A 25610-nucleotide genomic window follows, 5' to 3' on the forward strand; every position below is an offset into this window, starting at 1 on the left:
CCCGCGTCGGATCTGGTCGAGCTCGATCGACTCGAACAGGGCCTTGAAGTTGCCTTCGCCGAATCCCTCGTTTCCCTTGCGCTGGATCAGCTCGAAGAAGATCGGCCCGATCATGTTCTCGGTGAAGATCTGCAGCAGCAGCCCCTGCCCTTCGCTCGGCGCCCCGTCCAGCAGGATCTTGTCGGCCCGCAGGCGCTGCAGGTTCTCGCCGTGGCCCGGCACGCGCGCCTCCAGCTGCTCGTAATAGGTGTCGGGCGTGTCCTGGAAGGCGACGCCGTTGTCGCGCATCCGCTCGACGGAGGCGAAGATGTCGCCGGTCCCGAGCGCCACGTGCTGGATGCCCTCGCCGCCGTACTCGCGGAGGAATTCCTCGATCTGCGAGTGCTCGTCCTGGCTCTCGTTGAGCGGGATGCGGATCTTGCCGCACGGGCTGGTCATGGCCTTGGAGAACAGACCGGTCTGCTGGCCCTCGATGTCGAAGTAGCGGATCTCCCGGAAATTGAAGATCCCCTCGTAGAACTCGGCCCAGGCCGCCATGCGGCCGCGATGGACGTTGTGGGTCAGGTGATCGATGTAGGTCAGGCCCATGGCGGCGCCGGCCCGGGCCTCCGCGGCGCCGGGAATCGGCACGAAGTCGACGTCATAGATCTCCTGCGCGCCATACCGGTCGACGAGGTACAGGTTCGATCCGCCGATCCCCTCGATCGCCGGGATGTTGAGCTCCATGGGGCCCACGGGTCCGGTCACCGGCTTGGCGCCGCGCTCGACCGCCAGCCGGAACGCCTGGGCGGCGTCCCTGACGCGGAACGCCATGGCGTTGGCCGAGGGGCCATGCGCCTCGCGGAACGCCGCCGGCTGGCCGGACGGCTCCATGTTGAGGATGAAATTGATGTCGCCCTGCTGGAAGCGGAGCACGTTCTTCGAGCGGTGCCTGGCGGTGGCGGTGAACCCCATCAGCTCGAACAGGCCCCTCAACCGCTCCGGCTCGGGCGAGGTGAACTCGACGAATTCGAACCCGTCGGTGCCCAGCGGATTGTCGAACAGGTCGCGGCTCTGCGGCTTGGCTTCGATGTTCATGGCCTTAACTCCCGTGGGCCAGTTGGTATCATCTGAAACTAATTCGCGATAGCGGCGAGACAAGCGCCCCCTTGGCTGCTAGCTGAACGCCCGAACCTCCCCGCCGGATCGCCGATGCTGCGCAAGACATACGACTGGGTCATGAGCCTGGCCGGCTCCCGCCATGCGGGCCTGGCGCTGGGATTCGTCGCCTTCATCGAGGGCATCTTCTTCCCGGTGCCGGCCGACGTGCTGCTGATGCCGGTGGCGCTGGCGAACCGGGACAAGGCGCTGCGGTTCGCGGGACTGACCACGGTCTGCTCGATCCTCGGCGGATCGGTCGGCTATGCGGTGGGCCATTTCCTGCGGCCGCTCGGCCGCTGGCTGCTGTCGCTGACCGGCCATGCCAACATGATGGATCAGATCCGCGACGCCGCCGGTCCGTGGCTGGCCGCGATGATCGCCACCCCCATACCCTACAAGATCACCGCGATCACGTGCGGGCTGTTGGGCGTGAGCTTCCCCCTGTTCATCGGCGTCTCGATCGCCGTCCGTGGCGTTCGCTACGGCCTGGAAGCCGCGCTCCTGAAGCGCTACGGCGCACCAATCCAGGCGTTCGTCGAAAAGCGTCTCGCGCTGATCGCCACCCTGGTCGGCGTCGCGGTGGTGCTGGTGGTGCTGGCGCTGAGGTACTTGCACTGAGCCCAGGGGCGGGCGCGCCGGATTGAGGGCGGTGGCCGCTTGGAGATAAAGATCGAGGCGATGACCGAGAAGCCCATTCCACCCCGGCCCGGGGGAGGCGCCATGGGCGCGCGCCTGGCCGAGATCCTGCGCGTCGACCATGCGGGGGAGTTGGGCGCCGTGCACATCTACCGCGGCCAGCGGGCCGTGCTGGCCGAGGCGCCGGGCCGGGAGCGGATCGCCGGCCAGCTCGCCGAGCTCGAGGCGCACGAGGCCGAGCACCTGGCTCGCTTCGACCGGTTGCTGACCGAGCAACGCGTGCGCCCCACGGCCCTGGCGCCGCTCTGGCGGATGGCGGGCTTCGCTCTGGGCGCCGGAACCGCCCTGCTGGGCGAGAAGGCCGCCCACGCCTGCACCGAGGCGGTGGAAACCGTCATCGAGCAGCACTACGCCGGCCAGATCGCGGAGATCGGCGAGCGCGAGCCCGCCCTCGCGGCCGAGCTCGCGAGGTTCCGCGACGAGGAGTTGGCGCACCGCGACCTCGCGCTGGAGGAAGGCGCGCGCGAGGCCCCCGGCTATGGGCTGCTGTCGGCCGTGATCCGCACCGGCTGCCGCGCCGCCATCAAGATCAGCGAGAAGATCTGACGCGCCGCCGCCGAGCCGTCGGAGCGCAGGCGCAGGGCGCATCTCCCGACCGTTAAGGCGCCGAAACCATCTTCCTTCAGGGCTTTTCCAGGCGCCGAGCGGAGATTGATCGGAGCGGTGGAGAGCCCGATGAAACTGATCCCTATGCCTCTGGCGGGCGCTGGCGGGCGCAGCGTCTTCGTGAACCCGAGCCAGGTGGTCTGCCTGATCGACCTGGGCGACCGGCGCACGCAGCTGATCACCACCGGCCTGCAGGGCGAATCCTCGATGAGCCTGCTCATCGAGCTCGCGCCGGCCGAGGCGGCCCGTCGCCTGCTGGCGGCGAGCGCTATCCAGGACCCGCCGGCCCCGCGGACCGCAGCGGCGGCGTGAGCCCGCCCTCCCGCCTGAGCGGGGGAGTCAGACCCGGATGTCCAGCCGGCTGCGAGGCCTGCGCCGGCGCGGCCGCACCGCGTGCGCGAACCTCAGCAGCCGCCGAAGCAGCCGCAGGCTGAGCACCACCAAGACGCCGCTGTCCCAGGCCGGCGCGCCCGCAGCCCGGAGCCGGATCGCGGGGGCGCCTTCGACCTCCGTCATCTGCGATTGCAGCCGCGGCCCGGTTTCGGCGCCGCCGGCGTCTTCGTCCGCAGATGGATAGGACATGGCGGGCTCGATCCGGATGCGGGCGGCGGCGAGATGCGGGCGACCGCTGGGGCCTCGCGCGCCGAGGTCGCCCTCGTTCCTGGAAGGCGCTCCGCACGGCGAGGGAACGGGGGGAACGCCATGCGGAGCGCCGGCCATGGGTCTGATCAATGGCAGACGCGGGTAACTAACCGGCGCGGCCTTTCGGACGCGTGCACCAACAGGGTTTCGGCCTGCTAACCCAACCAGCCTGCCGGCCTCTAGGCGGTGGCGACAGCCGTCTCCTCACGGACGACGCGCTCGATGAGATCGAAGAAGTCGCGGGCGAACCCTGCAGCGTCGCCGAGCGGGCTGGCCTTCATCCGAGCCCGCAAGCCGGCATGCAGTTCGGCGCGTCGCGTCCGATCCATCGCCAGATCGACGGCGATTGCGTGGTAGGACTCGAGGTCGTCCGCGACAGGCTCCTGAAGCCCCAGGTTGGCCAGGATCGACCAGCTGAGACGTTCGAAGAACGCGGGGCCCTTGAGGCTGACGACCGGCGCCCCCATCCAAAGCGCCTCGACCGTGGTCGTCCCACCGGTCAGGGGGAAGGTGTCCAGCGCGATGTCGATTTCGTCGTACCAACGCAGATGACCGCCGCGGACCGCGTGAAAGACCACCCGTTCAGGGGAAACGCCAGCCGCCTCGAAGATCCGATGGACGTTCGCCCGGAAGACGGCCGAGCCGCCCTCCGGACGAATGAACGCGAAACGCGCATCGGGAACGGCGGCGGTGATCGCGGCCCAGGTTCGAAGGACTGTCCCGGTGTACTTGTACGGGTTGTTGGCCGTCCCGAAGGTCACCGCACCGCTTCGCGCTTCCGCAGGTTCGGCGTCGATCGCCTCGGCCTCGCTGAACGTGGAGCGTCCCAGTGCGATCCAGCTCCGCGGCAGCACCCAAGGGCGCTCCAGGAGCATCGTCCGGTCGGGCGGCAGGTTCCAAGGGTCGCAGATCAGTCCGTCGATCTCGGCAAGGCCGGCCGAATGCGGATAGCCCAACCAGCTCAGCTGGCGCGGCGCCGGTCGATAGGCGAGCACGTCGAGGCGGTTGCCCTGCGTGGATCCGCCGAGCTCGATCAGCACATCCAGGCGGTCGTCTGCGATCGCCTGAGCGGCCTCCTGGCTGGTGGCCTCCGGCATGCGGCGGAACACTGTGGCGCGGGACCGGAAGAAGCTCTGCAGGCTGTCCGAAGGGCGGTTGTCGAACCCGTAGCAGAAGATCTCGAAGCGGGCGGGATCGAGGTGGCGAAACAGCGGCTCCACGAAATATCCGACGGGATGGCGTCGAAGATCGGACGAGAGAAAGCCCAGGCGAAGCGGTGAGGAACGGGCGCGCGGTTCGGCGACGCGCTGGGCCTTGGTCCGCGCCTTGGCGGCCAGCCGGTCCGCGGCGATGCGATGCTGTTCGAGCAGTTCGCGCCGATCCGCATCGGAGGCGACCCGCGCCAGGTGGCGGAAGAGGGCCGTGTGCAACCCGGCCGCCGCCCAGCTCCGACCGAGGGTCCGGAAGTCGCCCAATCGGTCCATCGCTTCGAAGGCGCAGACCCGGCTGTAGAGGTCGCGCAACACCTTGTTTTCGGCCGGCGCCATGGCCGTCGTGGCCGGCAGGCGCGCCGCCAGCGCGCAGGCTTCGTCCAGCGCAGCGCCCTCCTTGTCGCCGGACGTCCAAAGCAGGTGCTGGATGAGCGCCAGCCTCGGCGCCGCCGCGGCCGGCTCGAGCTCGCAGGCGCGGCGAAGACGGCGCTGGCCCGCCTCGGGGTCATGGGCCGCCACCAGGTCGCCCAGGTAGAACTGGAGCCACGCCACGTCCGGAAAGCGCCCCTCCAGGCTGCGGAGAAATTCCTCGGCCCGCTGTGGGGACGCCGAAGTGCGCAACAGGACCGCCTTTCCCTCGAGCAGCGCCAGGTTGTCAGGATTGATGGCTATCGCCTCGTCGAGGGCGGCTGCCGCGTCGTCGACGTCGGCGTGCTCCGCCAGCAGCTCGGCGAGCGTCAACCAAGCCGCCGCGAGATTGCGATCGCACCGCGTCGCGGCGCGTAGCTCCTCCACGGCCTCGATCGGTCGATGCAGGCTGCGCAACGCCATCCCACGGTTGACCCGCGCCGCGGCGTAGTGGGGGGCCAGCGCGATCGCCCGCTCGGCGGCGACCAGAGCCTCCTCGGGTCGCTGCATCTGCCGATGGAGGACCGACTGCAGGTTCCACATCTCGAAGCAATCCGGATGCGCTTCGAGGGCCGCTGCGGCGGTCCTGGCGGCTTCGTCGAGACGCCCGGCCCTGACGAGCGCACGACCCCGCTCAAGGGCTGCGGCAGGAGATGTCACAGGCGCCTTCCCTGTCATCTTGGGCCATACAATCGCTCACCGGACTCCGACATCATGCCCCACGTACGTAGAACCCCATAAGGAGTAGACCCGAATTTTCCGGGAGGGCTGCCGCACGTAGGCATAGGTGGTCGAATTGGAGCCATCCGATGACCCTGGCCTACCCCTTTGAAGACGTCCGCACCCAGATCAAGTCCGCAAGTCTCGCCGAGGTCATGGACCGCCTGGGCGTGCGGATGAACTTCGCCAAGGACGAGGAGATCTACGCCCAGGAAGAGGATGCGGACCTGATCTACCGTGTCGTCTCAGGCGTGGTCCGCACGATGCGGCTGCTGTCCGACGGCCGGCGTCAGGTCGGCGATTTCTATCAGGCGGGCGACCTGTTCGGCCTCGAGGTCGGCGCGTTGCATCGCTATTCGGCCGAGGCGCTCTGCGACTGCGCCATCCAGGTGGTGAAGCGCTCGTCCCTGCGGGCGCAGGCGGACGAGGGCGAGCTGGACCGCGCGATCTGGGAAGCCACTTGCCGCGATCTGGAGCGGGCGCAGGACCATATCCTGCTGCTGGGCCGCAAGACCGCCTGCGAGAAGGTGGCGAGCTTCCTGATGGACCTGGCGCAGCAGGGACCGAACGAGGCGATCGATCTGCCGATGGGCCGTCAGGACATCGCCGACTATCTCGGCCTCACCATCGAGACGGTCTCGCGCATGCTCACGCAACTTCAGGGCTCGCAGGTGGTCGAATTTGCGAGTTGCCGGCAGTTCCGCGTGCGCAGGTGGGACGTGCTCGAGCGGCTCGCGGCCTAGAGCTGTCTTGATCTGGATCAAACCCAAGGTCTGCGCGCCACGTTTCGTATGGGCTCAGGAGTCGCCGTGATTCCCCCTCGCCTCACCCGTCCGCTGATCGTAGTCGTCGACGACGATCCCGCCGTGCGTGGGTCGCTCACCTTCTCGCTGGAGCTCGACGGCTTCGACGTCGAGGCCTTCGAGAGTGGCGAGGCGCTTCTGATGCGCCAGCTCCCCGACCGTCCCACCTGCCTCGTGCTCGACCAGAAGCTGCCCGGCATCACCGGACTCGAGGCGCTGGACGAGCTTCGCGCGCGGCGCAATGACTCGCCGGCCATACTGATCACCAGCCATCCGCCCCGCGCGGTCATCGAAGCGGCCGAGAAGGCGGGCGTGCCCATCGTGGAGAAGCCGCTTCTCGGCGACACCCTGGTGCACGACATCCATCGCGCGCTGGACGGCTGAGGGCGCTGGTCCCTCGCCCAGGAAGATGACCGGCTTCCGCTAGATGGCCTTGGCGTGACGCTGCGCCTCGGGCGCGAGATAGGCGTCGAACACCGCACAGACCGACCGCACCAGGAACCGGCCCGCTTGCGTCACCGCCAGACGAGCCCCGTCGATCCGAACGAGCCCGTCATCGGCGAAGGGCTGCAGGCAAGCGAGCTCGGCGGCCAGCTCGGCGAGTTTACGGCCATGGCGCGCGCAGACCGCCTCCAAGTCGATGGCGAGGTCGCACATCAGCCGTTCGATGATCTCGCTGCGGAACCGATCCTCGTCGGTCAGCGCGACGCCGCGGGCGATCGGCAGCTCGGCCCTGGCCACGGCGGCGCGCCAGCCGAGCTCCTGGGTCACGTTCTGGACCAAGCCCTGCGGCAGGGATCCGATCGCCGAGGCGCCGACGCCCAGGAGCGTGCGCGCGGCGTCCGTCGTGTAGCCCTGGAAATTGCGATGCAGCCGACCTTGGCGGAGCGCCACGGCCAGCTCGTCCGACGGCTTGGCGAAATGGTCCAGACCGATCCTCACATAGCCGGCCTGCCGCAAGCGCTCGGTGGCGGCCCCGAACTGGTCGAGCCGCTCGGCGGGGCCGGGAAGCGTCGCCTCGTCGAGCAGCTTCTGGTGCGGCTTCATCCAGGGCACGTGGGCATAGCCGAACAGAGCGATCCGCTCCGGCTGCAGCCGCAGCACCGCCTCGATCGTGGAGACGGTGTTGGCCGTCGTCTGGCGCGGCAGGCCGTACATCAGGTCGAGGTTCACGGACTCGATGCCGACCAGCCGCAACCAGCGGACGCACTCGGCGAGGTCCTCGAAGCGCTCCGGCCGGTTGACCGCCGTCTGCACCTCCGGGCTGAGGTTCTGCACGCCGAGGCTCACGCGATTGAGCCCGTGGCGTGCGGCGGCTTCCACCCAAGAGCGGGTGAGCACCGCCGGATCGAGCTCGGCGGCGATCTCGACGCCGGGTTCGAACGCGAAGGCGCTCCGCAGCGCGCCGAACAGGACGTCCAGATCGTCCGGGTCGAGCATGTTGGGCGTTCCGCCGCCGAGATGCAGCGCCCGGGCGCCCATCCGACCCGGCAGCGCCTCGGCCAACAGGGCGATCTCGCGGGTGAGCAGGCGCATGTAGCCGCCGATGGCGTCATGGCTGTTCACCGCCCGGGTGTTGCAGGCGCAGTACCAGCAAAGACGGGAGCAGAAGGGGATGTGGACGTAGAGCGAAACCGGCTCGCCGACCGGCAGCTCGGACAGCCAGCGCCGATAGAGGCCGGCCTGGACGGCGGCGGTGAACTGCACGGCGGTCGGATAGCTCGTGTAGCGCGGGGCGCAGCCCTCGTACTTGGCGATCAGTTGGTCGCGTGGCAGCGGGATCCTGAGCGTAGCGGTCATGTCCTGATGTCGCGCCCGCGGGCGAGTTCCGTCATGGCCGAGATCAAGCCATGGGCCGGGCGAGCCGCGCCTGACGCCCGTCAGGTCAGGGATTGCCAATGATCATGTGAGGCGGAGCCTCACCGGTGCAGGGTGATCGGGCCTCGTCGGGGTTCTCCCCTCTCCCCTCCGGGAGGCCCGATGAGGAGGCATAGGCGCCGTGGACGGCGCCGGTGGCGTCACCGGCGCCGTTTGCGTTCGCGCCTCAGGCGGCGATCACAGGCTGCAGGGCGGCGAGCTCCGCCGGCGTGTTGGCATTGGCGAAGGCGTCGCGGGCGCTCGTCGGCCAGGCTACGGTGACCGCGCCGCAGGCTTCGGCGAAACCGCGCAGTGAGCGCCGACTCGACGCGAGATAGGCGGGAAGCCTGTCCCTGGCCTCGATCCTCCAAAGCGCGCAGACCGGATGGGGCTGGCCCTCGCTTGCCGCCATGGCCGCACGGGCGGACGACTGCGCAATGAGCGCGGCTGCGAGGCGGCGGGCGAGGTCGGCCGGCAGGTCGGGCATGTCGCACGGCAAAGTCAGCACGCATTCCGCGTCGATCTCGCGGCCGTACGCGAGGGCGGCGGCAAGACCGCCCAGCGGCCCCTCCACGCCTGGCATGTCGAGGATCAGGGGCGCATCGCAAGCAGGCAGCTGGCCAGGATCGCGCACGGCGACGGCGACCCTTTCGGCATAACCGTGCGCCAAATCGAGCGCCCGGCCGATCAGGGTCGTGCGGCCGAACCGGCGCAGCGGCTTGCCGCCGCCCATCCGGCGACCCTCGCCGCCCGCCAGGATGACCGCGAGGGTGATCACGCCGCCTCCGGCTGGAGCTGCAGGCCGCGTCGCGCGGCGAGCCGTCGGCTGAGCGCCTTCAGGTCCCTCGCGCTGAGCCGCAGCTTGGCGAGCGGCAGGACCACGGCGTTTTCCAGCGCCAGGTGCCGGAGCTCCTGGGTCGCGAAGGCGTCGAGCGCCAGGGCGGCGGCGGGATCGAGACCCGGGGCGGTGTGGGTCTCGAGGCAGCGCTCCAGGTGCAGGCGAAGCCCATGGCCATGGGCCATGTCCCCGCGGTGCTCGGCGGTCAGGCGACCCAACACCTGTTCCACCTCGTCCTCCGGCCGCGCGCGGGCGCGGAGCAGGGGAAAGAGATCCTCCTCCTCGTCGGAAAGGTGCCGGCCGAGCTCGTGGCGCAGGAACTCGACGACGGCGGCGATCGGCTCCGGCTCGAACAGCACCGCGCGGGAGAGGCCGTGCATGAGGGCGCAGAACTGGCGATGGCGATAGTGCTCGGCGGTGAACCAGTCGAGCGGGCGCTTGATCAGCGTCTTGGGAATGTCCGTGATCGTCGTGAGCGTCTCGGGCATCGGACGGCTCCTTTCAGTACTTCAGCTCGAGCGTCGCCCAGACTTTCGTCCGGTCGGCGAAGGCCCGGCTGGCGCCGTCGAAGACGGCGGCTTTCAGTTCGGCGGCGAGATGCGGCGTGATCGGGGCTGAGGCCAGGGCGTCGAGCTCGCGGCCGTAGCGGGCGCTCCCGTGCGCGGCGCGGAAGTCGTGGGCGACAGCCTGCAGCTTGAGGGGCCTGCCGAGCAGGTTGGCGGGCGCCGTCGTCCCGGCGTTCAGGAACAGGTCCTGCACCCCGTCCGACGGGGTGGTCAGGAAGACGTCGGCCCAGCCCTGGAAGGCGTGAAGGGTGGCGAGCGGCGTCTGGAAGGCGTGGCGGCCGTCGCCGCCGAGGCGCTCATAGCCGACCGCAGCCCAGGGGGCATTGGCCTTCACACCCAGGCCCAGGTCCAGATAGTCGGCGTTGAACGAGAACGGCGTGTTCCGATAGTCGCTCTGATGCGCGAACTCGGCTTCGTAGGTGAGCGCGAATCCGGGCCGCATCGGATGGACGCCGGAATAGCGCGCGCCCCAGGTGGCGCTCGATTGGGTGGGCGCGTTGGGGAAGGCCAGCAGGTAGCCGTAGGCGCTTAGCGCCGCCTCCGGCAGGCGGGCGTCGAGCTGGATCAGGTGGGAGTCGCTGCGCCACTGGCCCTGCGGACTGGCGTCGGTGGAGACCCGATGCACCCGGTCGAGATAGCCGTAGGTGACCGCGATGTCCTTCGAGGGCCGATACCGGGCCAGCGCCGCATCGAAGGTCTGCTCGGTCTGGCGGAAGCCGGAATTGCCGATGAAGCGGGCGTTGCCGAGGATGATCCGCTGGCGCCCGACGGTGATCTCGGCGTCCGCGTCGCTCCAGGAGACCTGGGCCCGGTTGAGCTGCGTGGTCTCCGGATCGGTGACGGTCGGATAGGCCGTCTTGCCGTTGCGGGTGCTGTTGTAGTGGTCGACGATCGCAGCGACGTCCTCGCCCTCGACCAGCGCGCGGAAGCCGTTCCAGACCGGCGTCTCGTAGCCCAGCCGGGTGCGAAGGGTGAGCGCCTCGGCGTCCTTGGCGAAGCCGTCCTGGCTCACCGTCTCGGACCGAAGCCGCGCGTCGAGGATCCAGCGCCCGTCCTCGGGCCCCGCCGCCGCGACCGCCGGCGCGCCGCTGGCGACCAGCAGGACGGCGAAGGCGGCGGCTCCGTGGCGCATGCTCAGACCCTGCGGACGACGGTGAAGCTGCGCTTGGCGGGGGCGACCTTGGCGCGGACCACGGCCGCGACGCAGGCGAGCGCAGGATCTTCCGCATCGCGCGCCGCCGAGATCAGCTTGGTCCAGCGCTCGTCGTCGGCCTCCTCCACGAATTCGGCCAGCGCGGCCTGGACGAAGTCGGCGACGCTTTCGCCGGCGGCTTCGGCGCTCGTCGCCAGGCGCCGGGCCAAGTCGGCGTCGGAGGCTGTCAGCCAGGACTCCAGCCGATGGGCCGCCGCGCCGTCGGCGAGGAAATCGCCGAGCGTGAACGTGCTTGGCGCCACCACCCCCTCCGGCGTCAGCGTCAGGGCCACGCCCCGGGCGCGGGCCTCGGCCGTGAGTTCGGCCGCATAGCGGGCCGCCGCCGCGGTCCAGGCGCGGCTTTCCAGGTGCACGCGGATCCGCGGTTCGGCGAGCTCGAACGGGAGTTCGCGGCCGGGACTCCGACGGTCGAGCTTCAGGACGTGCCACCCGAAGCGGGAAAGCACCGGCTCGGGGCAGACTTCGCCGGGCTGCAGGACCTCGAGCACATCCTCGACTTCCGGAACGAGATCGCCGGGCCGGAGCTGGCCCAGCGAGCCGCCGAGCGCCGCCGACGGACAGGACGAGTGGGCGCGGGCGAGGTCGGCGAAAGCCGCCCCCCCGCTCGCCAGCGTCTCGATCAGCCGTCCGGCGGTCGCGCGGGCGGCGGCCAGCGACCGCTCGTCACCGCCGGCGGCCTCGATCAGGATGTGCGAGGCCTCGCAGAGCGGGGGCGTGCGGAACCGCGTGGGATCGGCGTCATAGACCCGCCGGCATTCGGCCTCGGTGGGCGCGGCGACATCGAGCTCCGCGTCCAGGAGCGCCCGGATCAACGCCTCGTCGGGCGTCTCCTCGCGGCCATCGGCGTCGCGCTCGGGCGCAGCCTCCAGTCCCAGCTCGCGCGCGCGGGCGATGAGCAGGGTGCGAAGCGCGAGCGCATGGCCCGCCGCCGTCCAGGCGGCCCGGCCGGTCGCCTCGGGGTGGTTCTGCGCCTCCTGGGCGATCAGGGTTTCAGGGATCTCGACTCCGTCGATGACGACCGTACGCATGGGCTACTCCGCGGCCTCGAGGCGGCCGGCTTCGGCGGACGCCGCCGCGACGGCCGGATAGACGGGGGCGAGTCGCTCGGGCTTGCGCGGCAGGGCGCGCTTGGTGCGCACCAGCTGCCAGCCGCGGCGGTTGAGATACCAGACCGGCGCCGAGAGCATGTGGATCAGCCGCGTGAACGGGAAGACCAGCAGGATGGTCATGCCCAGCGTCAGGTGCGCCTTGAACACGAACTGGGTGTCGGCGACGTAGTCAGCCACCTGCGGCCGGAACGTGAAGACGCCCTGCGCCCAGTTCATGAACTTCAGCATCTCGGTCCCGTCGCGGTGCTGGAAGGAGACCGGGATGGTCGAAAGACCGAGGACGAGCTGCGCCATAAGGATGATGATGATCGCGGTGTCGCCGAAGCTCGAATTCCGGCGGATCCGGACGTCGAACAGGCGCCTGTGCAGCAGCAGCGCGCCGCCGGCGAGCGCCATCAGGCCCGCGAGGCCGCCTGCGACCATCGCCAGCATCTGCTTGGCGGAGTGGGCGACGTGCAGCGCATCCCATACCCAGACCGGCGTGAGCAGGCCCACGAAGTGGCCGCCGAAAATGGCGAGCATCCCGACGTGGAACAGGTTCGAACCGAGAACGAGCTGCCTGCGGCGCAGCAGCTGTGAGGAGCCGGAGCGCCACGTGTAGGGCTCGCGGTCGAAGCGCACGATCGAGCCGATCACAAGCACCGAGAGCGCGATGTAGGGATAGACCCCGAAGAGGATTTGGTTGGCGTCCATCACGCGGCTCCTTGCGCCGCCGGCCGGCGTCGCGCGGGGGCGGGGCCCGCGTTCATCGCGTTCACCAGGGCCTCGGCCCTGGGGCAGCCGACGTCCGACGGGCCGAAGGTGACGGCGGTCTCGGCCCAGAGCTTGTCCATGGCTTCGAGGTCATCGGGATTGTCGTCGGGCTCATTCATCAGGGCGGCCAGCGCCTCGGCGTCGGCCGGATCGCCGGCCAGTGCGGTGAGCGCGCCGAAGACCGCGCGGTAGGCGCTGCCGCGCTTGTGCAGCCGCTCGCCCAGAGCCGAGATCACGTGGGCGGCCTCGCCCAGCAGCGAGGCGGCTTCGGCCTCCGGCAGCGTGGAGAGGAACTCCAGGAAGACGGGCAGGTGGTCGGGCAGCTCGTTGGCCGAGAGCTCCAGGCCCTTGGAGCGATAGAGCTCCAGAAGCGCGACCATCGCCTGACCCCGGTCGCGGCTTTCGCCGTGCACGTGCTCATAGAGGTTCAGCGACAGCGAGCGGGTGCGGTCGAACAGCCAGACATAGCGCTCCTGCGCCTCGTAGAGATCGGCGGCCGCGATCTCCTCGCAAAGCCTGGCGAGCGCCCGGCGGATCGGGCCGGGCAGGCGAGCGTCGTCGGCCAGCTCCTCGGAGGCGGCGGGCAGCAGCGCGCGCGTCGCCTCGGTCGGATAGGAGAGCAGCAGCGCCAGCGCGCGGTAGGACAGGGTCATTACGCGACCTCCACGGGGGTCTTGGCGCGCGAGCGCTTCTTGGGTCCGAACAGGCCGAGCTCAGTCGTGCCGCCCGAGCAGCCGTTGCCGAACGAGAAGCCGCAGGCGCCCTTGAGATCGTAGGCGTCCTCGACGGTCTCGCGGTGCGTCGTCGGGATGACGAAGCGGTCCTCGTAGTTGGCGATCGCCATATAGCGGTACATCTCGTCGACCTGCGCCGCGGTGAGGCCGACGCGCTCGGCGATCCTGTGGTCGATGCGCCCGTCGATGGTCTTTGCGCGCATGTAGGCGCGCATCGCGAGCATGCGTTCGAGGCCCTGGATGACCGGCGCCTCGTCGCCGGCGGTGAGCAGGTTCGCCAGGTACTGCACGGGGATGCGGAGCGCGCCCACGTCCGGCATCTCGCCGTCCATCTCCAGCACTCCGGCCGAGGCCGCCGCCTGGATCGGCGAGAGCGGCGGCACGTACCAGACCATCGGCAGGGTCCGGTATTCCGGATGCAGCGGGAAGGCGACCTTCCAGTCGATCGCCATCTTGTAGACCGGGCTCTTGCGGGCGGCTTCCAGCCAGGCCTCGGGCACGCCATCGGCGCGGGCCTGGGCGATCACCGCTGGATCGAACGGTTCGAGGAAAACGTCGAGCTGGGCCTCATAGAGGTCCTTCTCGTCCGGGGCCGCGGCGGCCGCCTCGATGCGGTCGGCGTCGTAGAGCAGGACGCCCAGGTAGCGGATGCGGCCGACGCAGGTCTCGGAGCAGACCGTGGGCTGGCCGACCTCGATCCGCGGGAAGCAGAAGGTGCACTTCTCGGACTTACCGCTCTCCCAGTTGTAGTAGATCTTCTTGTAGGGGCAGGCTGAGACGCACATCCGCCAGCCGCGGCACTTGTCCTGGTCGATGAGGACGATGCCGTCTTCCTCGCGCTTGTAGATCGCCCCGGACGGGCAGGCGGCCACGCACGCGGGGTTGAGGCAGTGCTCGCACAGCCTCGGCAGGTACATCATGAAGGTGTTCTCGAACTGGCCGTAGATCTCGGCCTCGACGCCTTCGAAGTTCTGGTCCTTGGAGCGCTTGGCGAACTCGCCGCCCAGGATCTCCTCCCAGTTCGGCCCCCACTCGATCTTCTCCATCCGCTGGCCCGATATCTGCGAGCGCGGGCGCGCCGTCGGGAAGGCTTTCATCTCCGGCGCGGTCTGCAGGTGCGCGTAGTCGAAGTCGAACGGCTCGTAGTAGTCGTCGATCTCGGGCAGGTCGGGATTGGCGAAGATCTTCGCGAGGATCCGCCACTTGGCCCCGATCCGGGGCTCGATCTTGCCGTTGGCCTTGCGAACCCAGCCGCCATTCCAGCGCTTCTGGTTCTCCCACTCCTTGGGATAGCCGACGCCGGGCTTGGTCTCTACGTTGTTGAACCAGGCGTATTCAACGCCCTTGCGGTTGGTCCACACGTTCTTGCAGGTGACCGAGCAGGTGTGGCACCCGATGCACTTGTCGAGGTTCAACACCATCCCAATCTGGGCGCGGACTTTCATTTACGCGAACTCCTTGGCCGCCGGCTCGTCCAGCCAATCGACTTTCCTCATCTTGCGGATGACGACGAACTCATCCCGGTTCGACCCCACGGTGCCGTAGTAGTTGAAGCCGTAGGCGAGCTGGGCGTAGCCGCCGATCATGTGGGTCGGCTTGAGCACGGTGCGGGTGACCGAGTTATGGATGCCGCCGCGCTGGCCGGTCAGCTCCGAGCCCGGCGTGTTCACGATCTTTTCCTGCGCGTGGTACATGAAGGTCGTCCCCTCGCGGATGCGCTGGGAGACCACTGCGCGGGCGGTGAGCGCGCCGTTGACGTTGAAGAGCTCGATCCAGTCGTTGTCGGCGATGCCGGCCTTCTTCGCATCCGTCTCCGAGATCCAGACCACCGGGCCGCCCCGGTTCAGCGTCAGCATCAGGAGGTTGTCGGTATAGGTGGAGTGGATGCCCCACTTCTGGTGCGGGGTGATGAAGTTGAGGACGATCTCTTTCTCGCCGTTCGGATTGCCGCCCTTCACCCAGGTGCTCTTGGTGTCGACCGGCGGCTTGTAGACGCAGAGCGCCTCGCCAAAGGCCCGCATCCACAGGTGGTCCTGGTACAGCTGTTGCCGGCCGGTGAGCGTCCGCCAGGGGATCAGCTCGTGGACGTTGGTGTAGCCCGCCGTGTAGCAGACGTGCTCGCTCTCGATCCCGGACCAGGTGGGCGAGGTGATGATCTTCCGGGGCTGGGCGACGATGTCGCGGAAGCGGATCTTCTCGTCTTCCTTCGGCATGGCCAGGTGGGCGTGCTTGCGGCCGGTCTGCGTCTCCAGGGCCTCCCAGGCCCTCACCGCCACCTCGCCGTTGGTCTCCGGCGCGAGCGTCAGGATGGTCTCGCAGGCGTCGATGTCGGTCTCGATCTTCGGCAGGCCTTCGCTCGCCCCGGGCTCGCTCACCCGTCCGTTCAGCTGGGCGAGCAGATCCACCTCGCGCTCGGTCTTCCAGGCGATGCCCTTGCCGCCGTTCCCCAGCTTGGACATCAGCGGGCCGAGCGAGGTGAAGCGCTTGTAGAGGTTGGGGTAGTCGCGCTCGACGACGGTGATCTGGGGCATGGTCCTGCCCGGGATCGGGTCGCACTCGCCCAAGAACCAGTCTTTCACGTCGAACGGCTGGGCGAGCTCGCCTGCGCTGTCATGCTGGATGGGTGTAAGGACGACGTCCGTCTCGACGCCAAGCACCTCGGGCGCGACCTCCGAAAACGCCTTGGCGACAGCTTTGAAGATCTCCCAGTCGGACTTCGTCTCCCACGCCGGGTCCACGGCCGCCGAGAGCGGGTGGATGAAGGGATGCATGTCGGAGGTGTTGAGGTCGTTCTTCTCGTACCAGGTGGCCGTCGGCAGGACGATGTCGGAGTAGACGGCCGTCGTGGACATTCGGAAATCGAGGGTGACCAGGAGGTCGAGCTTCCCTTCCGGGGCCTCGTCATGCCAGGCGACCTCGGCGGGCTTCTGCCGCCCAGCTTCGCCCAGGTCCTTGCCCTGGATCCCGTGGGCGGCGCCCAGGAGGTGCTTCAGGAAGTACTCGTGGCCCTTGCCGGACGAGCCCAGCAGGTTCGAGCGCCAGACGAACATGTTGCGCGGCCAGTTGGCCGGATCGTCCGGGTCCATGCAGCTCAGCTCGAGCTTGCGGGCCTTCAGCTCGCGCACGGCATAGACCTTGGGATCGACCCCTTCGGCCGCGGCGGCCTTGGCGACCTCTAGCGGATTGGTCTTCAGCGCCGGCGCGGAAGGCAGCCAGCCCATCCGCTCGGCCCTGACGTTGAAGTCGATCAGCGAGGCGTTCCACGGACCCTGCGGCGCGGTGGGCGAGAGGATCTCGGCGGCCGAAACGGTCTCGTACCGGTACTGATCGGTGTGGGCGTAGAAGAAGGAGGTGGAGTTCTGCTGCCGCGGCGGGCGCATCCAATCCAGAGCGAACGCGAGAGGCGTCCAGCCGGTCTGCGGACGCAGCTTCTCCTGGCCCACGTAGTGGCTCCAGCCCCCGCCGGACTGGCCCACGCAGCCGCACATCACCAGCATATTGATGACGCCGCGGTAGTTCATGTCCATGTGGAACCAGTGGTTCATCGCCGCCCCGATGATCACCATCGAGCGGCCGTTGGTTTTCTCCGCGTTGATCGCAAAGCCGCGGGCCACCGCCGTGATCTGCGCGCGCGGCACGGTGGTGATCAGCTCGGCCCAGGCCGGCGAATAGGGCTGCGGATCGTCGAAGCTCTTCGGCATGTGCTCGCCGCCGAAGCCCTGGTCGACGCCGTAGTTGGCGAGGAACAGGTCGTAGACTGACGCGACCAGCGCCTCGTCGTCCTTCAGCTTCAGCCGCTTCACCGGCACGTTGCGGGTCAGCACGTCCGGATGGTCGGTCGCAGCGAAGCCGTTCGCGGCCGAGCCCCCGAAATAGGGGAAGCGGACGGCGACCACCTCGTCGTGCGCGCCCTTCAGGCCCAGGCGCAGCGTCACCTCGCGGCCAGTCGCGTCGCGCTCCTCCAGGTTCCACTTGCCGTCCTCGCCCCAGCGGAAGCCGATCGAGCCGTTCGGCGCGACGATCTCGCCGGTGGCCTCGTCGACCGCGACGGTCTTCCATTCGGGATTGTTCTTCTGGGCGAGGTCGCCGTTGAAGTCGGCCGCCCGGACCAGCCGCTCGGGGACGTAGCCGTTTGCCTGCGGGAGCAGCCGGACGAGCATCGGCAGGTCCGAGTACTTGCGCAGGTAATCCCGGAAATAGGGGACCTGCCGCTCGACGTGGAACTCCTTCAGGATCACGTGGCCGAAGGCCATGGCGAGCGCCGCGTCCGTGCCCTGCTTCACGGAAATCCACAGGTCGGAGAACTTCGAGGCCTCGGAGTAGTCCGGACAGATCACCACCGACTTGGCGCCGCGGTAGCGGGCCTCGGTATAGAAGTGCGCGTCCGGCGTGCGCGTCTGCGGGACGTTCGAGCCCCAGAGCAGCAGGAAGCCGGCGTTGTACCAATCGGCGCTCTCGGCGACGTCGGTCTGCTCGCCCCAGGTCTGCGGCGAGGCGGGCGGCAGGTCGCAGTACCAGTCGTAGAACGAGCCGCAGACCCCGCCCAAGAGCTGCAGATAGCGTGCGCCCGCCGCATAGGAGACCATCGACATGGCCGGGATCGGCGAGAAGCCGAACACCCGGTCCGGGCCCCAGCGCTTGACCGTGTAGGCGTTCGCCGCGCCGATCATCTCGGTGACCTCGTCCCAGCGCGCGCGCACGAAGCCGCCGGAGCCGCGCACCTGCGTGTAGGACTTACGCGCCGCGGCATCCTCCTGGATCGCCGCCCAGGCCGCGACCGGAGTCATCGCCGCGCGCTTCTCGCGCCACAGCTTCAGGAGCCGCGAGCGGACCAGCGGGTATTTCACGCGGTTGGCGGAATAGAGGTACCAGCTGTAGCTCGCGCCGCGCGCACAGCCGCGCGGCTCGTGGTTCGGCAGCTCGGGCCGAGTGCGCGGATAGTCGGTCTGTTGCGTCTCCCAGGTGACGATGCCGCCCTTGACGTAGATCTTCCACGAGCAGGAGCCCGTGCAGTTCACGCCGTGCGTCGAGCGGACGATCTTGTCGTGCTGCCAGCGCGACCGGTAGGCCTCCTCCCAGGCGCGGTCGTCGTCGGTCATCACGCCGTGACCGTCGGCGAACAGCTCGGTTTTCCGGGTGAAGAAGGCCAGGCGGTCGAGGGTGTTGCTCATCTGATCAGGACCTGTTGAACCGACGGCTACTCGGCTGCGATGGGTTGCGAATTGGCGGGCTTGGCGGCCGGCGCGGGCTCAGGGGCGGCCGGCTGCATCCCGGCCATCTCCGGCAACTCGGGCAGGCGCGCGAGCTCCGGCGTGCGCGCCCGCTCCATCATCCGGACGGCGAAGTGCATCCAGGTGAGGGCGGCGGCGACGAGGCCGAAGAGCAGCATGAAGCAGCTCGTCCAGACGTGGGTGACGTCGTTCATCACCCCGAAGGCGATCGGCAGGACGAAGCCGCCCAGGCCGCCCACCATGCCGACCACGCCGCCCACCGCGCCGATGTCGTTCGGGTAGTAGACGGGGATGTGCTTGAACACCGCCGCCATGCCCAGGCTCATGAAGAAGGCGAGGCTCACCAGGACGCCCACGAAGACGGGGAGCGGCATGGCGATGCGGAAGGCGATCGGGCCCTTGATGCCGTCGACGATGTAGCTGGTCGCCGGATAGGAAAGCAGGAAGGTCGCCGCCACGGCCACGATGAAGGCCGCGTACATCACCCGCCGCGCGCCGATGCGGTCCGAGAGCCAGCCGCCGAAGATCCGGAACCCCGCCGCCGGCAGCGAGAAGGCGGCGGCCAACATGCCCGCCGTCTTGATGTCGAGGTGGTAGACGCCGACCAGGTAGCGCGGCAGCCACAGCGCGAGCGCCACGAACGCGCCGAAGTTGAAGAAGTAGTAGAGCGAGAAACGCCAGACCTGCAGCCTCTTGAGCGGCGCGAATTGCGCCAGCATCGGCGGCGACTTGGCCTTGGCGGCGCGCCGTGCGGCGAGCGTCGGCTCGTCCTCGGCGCCCAGGAAGAACAGCAGCGCCAGCACGACCAGGCCGACGGCCCAGATGCGGGCGACCGCCTGCCAGCCCATCGCCTGCATGACGAACGGCGCGCCGAAGTTGGTGATCGCCGCGCCCACGTTGCCGGCGCCATAGACGCCAAGCGCCGCGCCCTGCCGCTCCTTCGGAAAGAACTTCGAGACGTAGGCCACGCCGGCGGCGAACGAGCCGCCGGCCAGGCCGAGACCCAGGGCGGCCAGGAGCATCTGCGGATAACCGTGGGCGTAGGAGAGGGCGAAGGTCGAGGCCGCCGCCGCCAGCAGGACCACCAGGTTGACGAGGCGGCCGCCGAACCTGTCGGCCAGCACCCCCAGGCCCACCCGCGTGAGCGAGCCGGTCAGGATCGGCGTGCCGGCCAGGAGGCCGAACTCGGCGTCGGTGAGGCCGAGATCCTTTTTGATCTTCACCCCGATGATCGAGAAGATCGTCCAGACCGCGAAGGCGCCGCCGAAGGCAAGGGTGCTGAGCGTCAGGGCGCCGGTGGCGCCGCGCTCCGGCAGTTTGACCGCTGTGGCCATGGGGGCTCCCGACTCCGGCAGACCTTCGTTGATCGGGGTTTTCGCGCGACTTGCGACGCGAGGGTTTGATCCGCATCAAGCCGATCGCAGGCCTTGTCTTCGCCGGATCAGAGAATGTGCGGGCGCTCGGCCGCCCAAGCGGTCTCCGCACCGAGGTGAGCACCGCCGGTCAGGCGCGCCTTGATGATCATCAAGCCAATAGGCAGATCGCGGGCCGCAGCGGCGGTTGATCCACGTCAAGGCGGCGACTCGCGCGGGCTGGTGTCAGAAGCGCGGAGGTTTCGTCCATGCCGATCCGAAGCGTCGACCTGGAGCGCGTGAGGGCTCTGTCGCTGTTCGCCGGGATCTCCGACGACTTGTTCCGCGACGTGCTCGGCGGCGCCTTCCTGCAGCGTTTTCCGGCTGGCACCACCCTGCTCACCGAAGGCGATCCCGTCGATTTCCTCTACGTCCTGCTTGACGGCGCGGTCGAGCTGGAAGGCACCTGGAACGACAAGGCGACCACGCTCGCCGTCCTGACGCCGGTCTCCACCTTCGTCCTCGCCTCCGTGGTGCTGGATTCGACCGGCCTGATGAGCGCCCACACGCTCGAGACGTCGAATATCCTGATGGTTTCCGGCGAAGCGCTCCGGCGCGCCATGCGGCGGGACGCCGGCTTCTGCTTCACTGTCGCCCAGGAGCTCGCCGGTTGCTACGGCGGCGTGGTGAGGGCGCTCAAGAACCAGAAGCTGCGCGGCGGCATCGAGCGGCTCGCCAATTACCTGATCAGCCAACAGGCGCGCCAGGGCGGGGATGCCACCTTCACGCTGCCGCACGAGAAGCGGGTGCTCGCCTCCCTGCTCGGCATGACGCCGGAGAATCTCTCCCGCGCCTTCGCCAGCCTCGGCGACTATGGCGTGACGGTGAACGGGCCCCAGGTGACCATCGGCCGCCCGACGCCGCTGCAGCGGCTCGCCAAGCCCGATCTCCTGATCGACAGCCGCCCGCCGGCGGGAGAGGCCGCCCTCAGCGCCGCCGAGGTCGAGCGCTGGACCGGCGCCGCCCAGGTCCGCGCCGCCTCCTGAGGTCCAGGATCACCCGCCGAACTGCGCGAGGTGGCGGGTGTCGCCGCTGACCTGCTCATGCAGACGATGGCCCTTGGGCTTGCCCGCGAGCGCCGCGGTGATCCGCGCGTGAAGAGCCTCGGGCTCATCTTTCTGCAGGAGATCGCGGAGGTTCACGCCGAGCTCCCCGAACAGGCACAGCCTGAGCTGCCCGCGCGCGGTGATCCGCAAGCGATTGCAGCTATCGCAGAAGCCTGGCGCATAGGGCGCGATCAGGCCGATGCGACCGGCGTAATCCGGTTGCGCGTACTCGAACGCAGGTCCGTCGTCGAAGGCGCGCTCGCGCTTCGTCCAGCCCCGCGCCTCGAGCCAATCCGTCAGCCTCGATCCCGGCACATGCTGGTCGGCGAAGTATTGGGCGTTGTCGCCGGTCCGCATCAGTTCGATGAAGCGCATCGCGATCGGCCGCTCGCGCACGAATTCGGCGAACGCCTCGAAGCCGTCCTGCGCACCCTCCTTCAGGAGCACGCCGTTGACCTTCACGGTGGGGACGCCGAGCGCCAGCGCCTTGTCCAGGCCGCGCACAACGGACTCCAGGCGGTCGTGGCCGGTGATCCGGTGGAAAGCCGCGGGGTCGAGCGAATCGATGCTGACATTCACGTTGGTGAGGCCCGCCTCGCGCCAACCCGCGACCTGGCGCTCCAGGTTCCAGCCGTTGGTGGTGAGGCAGACCTTGTTGATCCCGGGTGTTTGCGCCACGCGGGCGATGATCTCGGGCAGGTCCTTGCGGACCGAAGGCTCGCCGCCGGTGAGCCGGACCTTGCAGACGCCCGTGTCGGCGAAGGCGCGCACGACGCGCTCCACCTCGAGCGGGCTCATGAAGGAGAGCGGACCTTCCTTGCGGTAGCCGTCCGGCAGACAGTAGGTGCAGCGGAAGTTGCAGACCTCGGTGATCGAGACCCGCAGATACCAGAAGCGGCGGCCGAAGCCGTCGACGAGACGCGACACGATGCGGCCCCTTTCCAAACACGGGAGGCGGGGGCGTTTCCACCCCCGCCCTTGGACCGCGCGATAGCGGACCTCGGCCCAGCCGCCGTGGCGGATTCGTTTTAGGCGGCGGGGCTCGGAGCGAAGTTGCGGCCAGCCTGGGCCAACCGTTTGCGCAAGCTAGGATGGAAGGCGCGGGCGGCCCTTGACGCAGATCAAGCGGCCGCCGGCCTCGGGAGGGCCAGCATGCGGCCGTAGGTGAGTGCGAACCCTGCGAAGGCGAGGGTCCAGAGCGCCGCCGAAAGCTCCAGCAGCGCGGGCTGAGATGCGCCTGCGAACGGCGCCGCGACCCGCGATAGCGCCGCGGCGTTGATCCCGAGATAGACGGCCACGGTCCACCGATCTGCGTGCAGCGCGCGGCCGGTGTGGCCGCGCGTCGCCCGGCTCATCACGGCGAGCGTCATCACCCCCACCGCGCCCGCCGTCAGCGCATGGACGCCGGCCGTTGCCGGGACATGCGGCCAGAGCACCGTCGCGCCCAGCAAGGCGAGTCCCAGTCCGAGCCACGCGTAGCCCAGGTGCAGGATCCAGACGAGCGCCTCTGCGCCGGCGCGCCAGCCGCGCCAGCGAGCCAGCCGTGCGAGATTGCCGAGGCCGGCCGCGAGCAGCAATGCGCCTGCCGCCTTCAGGTCAGGGACGGCGGCCCACAGCAGCACCGCAACGCCTGTCAGCCCCAGCACCGCCAGGTCGAAGCGGCCGGGCGCGGCGGGCAGCGCGACCTCGCCGCGAGCCTTCAGCCAGTTGCGCGTGAAGCTGGGAACGATTCGCCCGCCGATCAGCGTGATCAGCAGCACCGCCACGGCCAGCCCCAGCCGCGCGCCGAGCGCCAGCCCCGTCTCGTCCGGCCAGACATGCCAGGCGAGGTTCGCCAGCGCATAGAGGCTGACCAGCAGGCAGACCGGCAGGTTGCGCCAGTTCTTGCCGGCCAGCACCTCGCGCCAGATCACGCCGGCGAAGGCGATCAGGAAGAGCGGATCGACGATGGCCGCCGCCGGCCCGCCGAACAGCATGGCGAGCCTTCCGGCGACCCACAGTCCGAAGAGCCCGGCCAAGGGCGCCCCGATCACCGGCATGCGGCCGGTCCAGTTCGGGATGGCGGTGGTCAGGAACCCGGCGATCACGGCCGCCAGATAGCCGAACAGCATCTCGTGCACGTGCCAGCCGCGGGTCAGCGCGCCGGGGCCGCCCGCCATGAAGCTCCATACCCACAGCGGCACGACCAGCGCCGCCCAGATCGTCCCGGTCAGGAAGAACGGGCGGAAGCCGAAACTGAACAGGGCCGGGCCGGTGTAGGCGCGCCGCGCGGCTGCGGTGGTCATGGCGGTCCTATCGCAAGCAGATGCATCGACCGCCTTGCGCTGGATCAACGGGCGCTAGCCGCATTTCGAGTAGCCGCAGCCGAGGCAGGTGTCGCAACCCTCCTTGCTGACCAGCTTGAAGCCGCCGCATCGCGGGCAGCTCGCGCCGGCGAGGGCGCGCATGGCGAGCGCCGCCTCGGGCGGCTCGTCGGACGCCGTCCCGTCCTTCTCCAGGTGCCGCTCGATCACGCCGCCGATCGCCGCCAGCAGCGAGGGGACGTAGCGGCCGCCCAGCCAGGCGCCGCCGCGCGGATCGAACACCGCCTTCAGCTCCTCGGCCACGAAGCCGACGTCGCCGCCGCGCCGGAAGACCGCCGAGATCATCCGGGTCAATCCCAACGTCCAGGCGTAGTGCTCCATGTTCTTGGAGTTCACGAAGATCTCGAACGGCCGCCGCCCTGCCGCCGCCTCCAGGTCGTTGATGGTGACGTAGACGGCGTGGGCGCTCTCCGGCCAGGCGATCTTGTAGGTGGCGCCGGCGAGGGCCTCAGGCCGCGGCGAGAGCGGCGGCTCCGGGGGCTCAACCGCCGCCGCCGCGACCGGCGCGACCGACAGAACCGAGCCGGTGATGCGGTTGGGCCGATAGGTGGTCAGCCCCTTGCAGCCGGCGCGATAGGCTTCTCGATAGACCTCCATGAAGTCATTGAAGACGATGTCTTCCGGGCAGTTCACGGTCTTCGAGATGGAGCTGTCGATCGCGCCTTGCGCGGCCGCCTGCATGCGGACGTGGTCGGCTGGCGTGAGGGTCTGGGCGGTGACGAAGATGTCGGCGGGCGGCGGCTGCGGGCCTTTCAGCCGCTTCCAGGCCGACAGAGCGTAGTCCTCCACCGGCTCGTCGCGGCTCGAGCCGTCCGGCTGGCGCACCTTGCGGCTGTAGGAGAAGGCGAACACCGGCTCGATGCCCGAGGAGACGTTGCCGGCCAGCAGCGAGGTCGTGCCGGTCGGCGCGATCGAGGTCAGGCAGCCGTTGCGCAGGCCGTTGGCGCGGATCAGCGCGCGGGTCTGCGCGTCCAAGCCTTGCAGGTTGGGCCGCTCCAGCATGGACGCGTCATAGAGCGGGAAAGGCCCCTTCTCGCCGGCCAGCTCGGCCGAGGCGCGATAGGCCTCGCGCTTGATCGTCCCCAGCCATTCGCAGGTCAGCGCCAGCGCGGGCTCGGAGCCGTACGCCGCTCCGCAGAAGACGAGGGCGTCCGCGAGGCCGGTGACGCCCAGGCCGATCCGCCGCTTGGCCTTGGCTTCCTGCTGCTGGGCGGCCAGTGGATAGCGCGAGATGTCAATGACGTTGTCGAGCATGCGCACCGCCGTCCGCGTCAGCTCGGCGAGCGCGGCCTCGTCGATGGCGGCCTCGGTTTCGAAGGGGGCGGTGACCAGCCGCGCCAGGTTGATCGATCCCAGGAGGCATGCGCCGTAGGCCGGCAGCATCTGCTCGCCGCACGGATTGGACGCCAGGATGGTCTCGCAGTGGGCGAGATTGTTGGCGGCGTTGACCCGGTCGATGAAGATCACGCCCGGCTCGGCCGCATCGTACGTGGCTTCCATCAGCCGGCGCCACAGGTCGCCCGCCCGGACCGCCCTCCCCGCCTGGCCGGCGAACGTCAGCGGCCAATCCGCATCAGCGTCCAGGGCGGCCATGAAGGCGTCGGTCACGAGCACCGAGAGGTTGAAGTTGCGGAACCGGCCGGCGTCCCGCTTGGCGTCGATGAAGGCCTCGATGTCCGGGTGGTCGATGCGCAGGCAGCCCATCATCGCCCCGCGCCGTTGCCCCGCCGACATGATCGTCCGGCACATGGAATCCCAGACGTCCATGAAGCTGAGCGGCCCGGAGGCGTCGGCGGCCACGCCGCGCACCGGCCAGCCCGCCGGGCGGATGGAGGAGAAGTCCATGCCCACGCCGCCGCCCTGCTGCAGCGTGAGCCCGGCCTCCCGCACCTGGTCGAAGATGCCGGGCAGGTCGTCGGGGATATCGCCCATGACGAAGCAGTTGAAGAGCGTCACGTTGCGCGCCGTGCCCACGCCCGCCAGGATCCGGCCCGCCGGGATGAACCGGAAGTCGGTGAGCGCGCCGAGGAACCGCTGGCGCATCTCCGGCCGGCGCTGCGGAGCTTCGGCCTCCGCCAACCCTGCGGCCACCCGGCTCCAGGTCTCGTCCACGCTGGTGTCGCCCCCGCCGGCGGCGTCCTTGAATCGGTACTTGGACGCCCAGATCTCGCTGGCGAGCGGATTGTCGAAGGCCATGGTCGGTCTCTCCTGTGGGGAGATCGAGGCTTGGCGATTCCCCGCCGTCGGCGAACGAACCCGGTC

General features: G+C 69.4%; 22 protein-coding genes and 1 riboswitch. Of the genes, 6 read left to right on the plus strand and 16 right to left on the minus strand.

The annotated features are described in order from the left end of the window. On the minus strand, positions 1 to 1077 hold a 1077-nt coding region (gene hppD, locus Q0W60_RS10195; RefSeq protein ID WP_297695181.1), incomplete at its 3' end, for a 4-hydroxyphenylpyruvate dioxygenase. A gap of 114 nt (positions 1078 to 1191) precedes the next feature. On the opposite strand from hppD, the gene Q0W60_RS10200 reads away from it, so the two are divergent. From Q0W60_RS10200 to Q0W60_RS10210, 3 genes are all read left to right on the plus strand, one after another. After that, positions 1192 to 1758 carry a DedA family protein gene (locus tag Q0W60_RS10200; protein ID WP_297695183.1) on the plus strand — a complete coding sequence of 189 codons (567 nt, stop codon included), beginning with the start codon at positions 1192 to 1194 and terminating at the stop codon, positions 1756 to 1758. A 60-nt stretch (positions 1759 to 1818) separates the two neighbouring features. After that, positions 1819 to 2382, plus strand: coding sequence for a demethoxyubiquinone hydroxylase family protein (locus tag Q0W60_RS10205; protein WP_297695185.1), 564 nt, complete (start codon positions 1819 to 1821; stop codon positions 2380 to 2382). 129 nt (positions 2383 to 2511) lie between these two features. After that, positions 2512 to 2754, plus strand: coding sequence for a hypothetical protein (locus Q0W60_RS10210; RefSeq protein WP_297695187.1), 243 nt, complete (start codon positions 2512 to 2514; stop codon positions 2752 to 2754). 27 nt (positions 2755 to 2781) lie between these two features. Here Q0W60_RS10210 and Q0W60_RS10215 read toward each other — a convergent pair whose 3' ends face one another. Then, positions 2782 to 3024 (minus strand): hypothetical protein, encoded by a 243-nt coding sequence (locus Q0W60_RS10215; RefSeq protein WP_297695189.1) that lies wholly within the window; start codon positions 3022 to 3024, stop codon positions 2782 to 2784. A 239-nt stretch (positions 3025 to 3263) separates the two neighbouring features. Continuing rightward, positions 3264 to 5363, minus strand: coding sequence for a tetratricopeptide repeat protein (locus tag Q0W60_RS10220; RefSeq protein ID WP_297695191.1), 2100 nt, complete (start codon positions 5361 to 5363; stop codon positions 3264 to 3266). 149 nt (positions 5364 to 5512) lie between these two features. Between Q0W60_RS10220 and Q0W60_RS10225 the strand changes: the two genes are divergently transcribed. Beyond that, on the plus strand, positions 5513 to 6166 hold the full coding sequence (locus Q0W60_RS10225) for a helix-turn-helix domain-containing protein (protein ID WP_297695193.1): 654 nt from the start codon (positions 5513 to 5515) through the stop codon (positions 6164 to 6166). Positions 6167 to 6232: 66 nt separating this feature from the next. Next, positions 6233 to 6610 carry a response regulator gene (locus tag Q0W60_RS10230; protein ID WP_297695195.1) on the plus strand — a complete coding sequence of 126 codons (378 nt, stop codon included), beginning with the start codon at positions 6233 to 6235 and terminating at the stop codon, positions 6608 to 6610. 39 nt (positions 6611 to 6649) lie between these two features. Here the strand turns inward: Q0W60_RS10230 and hemN are convergent, their stop codons facing one another. From hemN to Q0W60_RS10280, 10 genes are all read right to left on the minus strand, one after another. Next, positions 6650 to 8026: an oxygen-independent coproporphyrinogen III oxidase gene (gene hemN / locus Q0W60_RS10235; protein WP_297695197.1), complete on the minus strand. Its 1377-nt coding sequence runs from the start codon at positions 8024 to 8026 to the stop codon at positions 6650 to 6652. Between the two features lie 244 nt (positions 8027 to 8270). Then, positions 8271 to 8861 carry a molybdenum cofactor guanylyltransferase gene (locus tag Q0W60_RS10240; RefSeq protein ID WP_297695198.1) on the minus strand — a complete coding sequence of 197 codons (591 nt, stop codon included), beginning with the start codon at positions 8859 to 8861 and terminating at the stop codon, positions 8271 to 8273. Continuing rightward, positions 8858 to 9409, minus strand: coding sequence for a hemerythrin domain-containing protein (locus tag Q0W60_RS10245; protein ID WP_297695200.1), 552 nt, complete (start codon positions 9407 to 9409; stop codon positions 8858 to 8860). The genes Q0W60_RS10240 and Q0W60_RS10245 overlap by 4 nt, the downstream gene beginning before the upstream one ends. A 13-nt stretch (positions 9410 to 9422) precedes the next feature. After that, positions 9423 to 10619 (minus strand): alginate export family protein, encoded by a 1197-nt coding sequence (locus tag Q0W60_RS10250; protein ID WP_297695202.1) that lies wholly within the window; start codon positions 10617 to 10619, stop codon positions 9423 to 9425. A 2-nt stretch (positions 10620 to 10621) separates the two neighbouring features. Next, on the minus strand, positions 10622 to 11728 hold the full coding sequence (locus tag Q0W60_RS10255; RefSeq protein WP_297695204.1) for a peptidylprolyl isomerase: 1107 nt from the start codon (positions 11726 to 11728) through the stop codon (positions 10622 to 10624). A gap of 3 nt (positions 11729 to 11731) precedes the next feature. Beyond that, positions 11732 to 12502 (minus strand): respiratory nitrate reductase subunit gamma, encoded by a 771-nt coding sequence (gene narI, locus Q0W60_RS10260; protein WP_297695206.1) that lies wholly within the window; start codon positions 12500 to 12502, stop codon positions 11732 to 11734. Further along, positions 12502 to 13215, minus strand: a complete 714-nt coding sequence (narJ, locus tag Q0W60_RS10265; protein ID WP_297695208.1) for a nitrate reductase molybdenum cofactor assembly chaperone — start codon at positions 13213 to 13215, stop codon at positions 12502 to 12504. The genes narI and narJ overlap by 1 nt, the downstream gene beginning before the upstream one ends. Continuing rightward, positions 13215 to 14741 (minus strand): nitrate reductase subunit beta, encoded by a 1527-nt coding sequence (gene narH / locus Q0W60_RS10270; protein WP_297695210.1) that lies wholly within the window; start codon positions 14739 to 14741, stop codon positions 13215 to 13217. Before narH ends, narJ begins: the two co-directional genes overlap by 1 nt. Continuing rightward, positions 14742 to 18467, minus strand: a complete 3726-nt coding sequence (locus tag Q0W60_RS10275; protein WP_297695212.1) for a nitrate reductase subunit alpha — start codon at positions 18465 to 18467, stop codon at positions 14742 to 14744. Positions 18468 to 18493: 26 nt separating this feature from the next. Further along, the gene (locus Q0W60_RS10280; RefSeq protein ID WP_297695214.1) at positions 18494 to 19861 is read right to left on the minus strand and encodes an MFS transporter; all 1368 of its coding nucleotides are present in this window, start codon (positions 19859 to 19861) and stop codon (positions 18494 to 18496) included. A gap of 287 nt (positions 19862 to 20148) precedes the next feature. Here Q0W60_RS10280 and Q0W60_RS10285 point away from each other — a divergent pair, with 287 nt between their 5' ends. After that, positions 20149 to 20925, plus strand: a complete 777-nt coding sequence (locus tag Q0W60_RS10285) for a cyclic nucleotide-binding domain-containing protein (RefSeq protein WP_297695216.1) — start codon at positions 20149 to 20151, stop codon at positions 20923 to 20925. Positions 20926 to 20934: 9 nt separating this feature from the next. Here Q0W60_RS10285 and moaA read toward each other — a convergent pair whose 3' ends face one another. The 3 genes from moaA to Q0W60_RS10300 form a co-directional block, all read right to left on the minus strand. Next, entirely contained in the window at positions 20935 to 21912 is a 978-nt protein-coding gene (gene moaA / locus Q0W60_RS10290; RefSeq protein WP_297695218.1) for a GTP 3',8-cyclase MoaA, read from the minus strand. After that, a riboswitch (molybdenum cofactor riboswitch) is annotated at positions 21904 to 22045 on the minus strand. Its footprint overlaps the gene before it by 9 nt. Before the next feature lie 61 nt (positions 22046 to 22106). Further along, positions 22107 to 23270, minus strand: a complete 1164-nt coding sequence (locus tag Q0W60_RS10295; RefSeq protein ID WP_297695220.1) for an NnrS family protein — start codon at positions 23268 to 23270, stop codon at positions 22107 to 22109. 54 nt (positions 23271 to 23324) lie between these two features. Further along, the gene (locus tag Q0W60_RS10300) at positions 23325 to 25544 is read right to left on the minus strand and encodes an adenosylcobalamin-dependent ribonucleoside-diphosphate reductase (RefSeq protein ID WP_297695222.1); all 2220 of its coding nucleotides are present in this window, start codon (positions 25542 to 25544) and stop codon (positions 23325 to 23327) included. Positions 25545 to 25610: the final 66 nt, after the last annotated feature.

The sequence above is a fragment of the Phenylobacterium sp. genome, from assembly GCF_025934275.1.
Classification (GTDB): Bacteria; Pseudomonadota; Alphaproteobacteria; order Caulobacterales; family Caulobacteraceae; genus Phenylobacterium.

Excerpts from the sequence above, each read along its gene's own strand:
- Q0W60_RS10200 (WP_297695183.1), top strand. The coding sequence starts at position 1,192 with ATGCTGCGCAAGACATACGACTGGGTCATGAGCCTGGCCGGCTCCCGC.
- Q0W60_RS10205 (WP_297695185.1), top strand. The coding sequence starts at position 1,819 with ATGACCGAGAAGCCCATTCCACCCCGGCCCGGGGGAGGCGCCATGGGC.
- Q0W60_RS10210 (WP_297695187.1), top strand. The coding sequence starts at position 2,512 with ATGAAACTGATCCCTATGCCTCTGGCGGGCGCTGGCGGGCGCAGCGTC.
- Q0W60_RS10215 (WP_297695189.1), bottom strand. The coding sequence starts at position 3,024 with ATGTCCTATCCATCTGCGGACGAAGACGCCGGCGGCGCCGAAACCGGG.
- Q0W60_RS10225 (WP_297695193.1), top strand. The coding sequence starts at position 5,513 with ATGACCCTGGCCTACCCCTTTGAAGACGTCCGCACCCAGATCAAGTCC.
- hemN (WP_297695197.1), bottom strand. The coding sequence starts at position 8,026 with ATGACCGCTACGCTCAGGATCCCGCTGCCACGCGACCAACTGATCGCC.
- Q0W60_RS10245 (WP_297695200.1), bottom strand. The coding sequence starts at position 9,409 with ATGCCCGAGACGCTCACGACGATCACGGACATTCCCAAGACGCTGATC.
- Q0W60_RS10250 (WP_297695202.1), bottom strand. The coding sequence starts at position 10,619 with ATGCGCCACGGAGCCGCCGCCTTCGCCGTCCTGCTGGTCGCCAGCGGC.
- Q0W60_RS10255 (WP_297695204.1), bottom strand. The coding sequence starts at position 11,728 with ATGCGTACGGTCGTCATCGACGGAGTCGAGATCCCTGAAACCCTGATC.
- narI (WP_297695206.1), bottom strand. The coding sequence starts at position 12,502 with ATGGACGCCAACCAAATCCTCTTCGGGGTCTATCCCTACATCGCGCTC.
- narJ (WP_297695208.1), bottom strand. The coding sequence starts at position 13,215 with ATGACCCTGTCCTACCGCGCGCTGGCGCTGCTGCTCTCCTATCCGACC.
- narH (WP_297695210.1), bottom strand. The coding sequence starts at position 14,741 with ATGAAAGTCCGCGCCCAGATTGGGATGGTGTTGAACCTCGACAAGTGC.
- Q0W60_RS10275 (WP_297695212.1), bottom strand. The coding sequence starts at position 18,467 with ATGAGCAACACCCTCGACCGCCTGGCCTTCTTCACCCGGAAAACCGAG.
- Q0W60_RS10280 (WP_297695214.1), bottom strand. The coding sequence starts at position 19,861 with ATGGCCACAGCGGTCAAACTGCCGGAGCGCGGCGCCACCGGCGCCCTG.
- Q0W60_RS10285 (WP_297695216.1), top strand. The coding sequence starts at position 20,149 with ATGCCGATCCGAAGCGTCGACCTGGAGCGCGTGAGGGCTCTGTCGCTG.
- Q0W60_RS10295 (WP_297695220.1), bottom strand. The coding sequence starts at position 23,270 with ATGACCACCGCAGCCGCGCGGCGCGCCTACACCGGCCCGGCCCTGTTC.
- Q0W60_RS10300 (WP_297695222.1), bottom strand. The coding sequence starts at position 25,544 with ATGGCCTTCGACAATCCGCTCGCCAGCGAGATCTGGGCGTCCAAGTAC.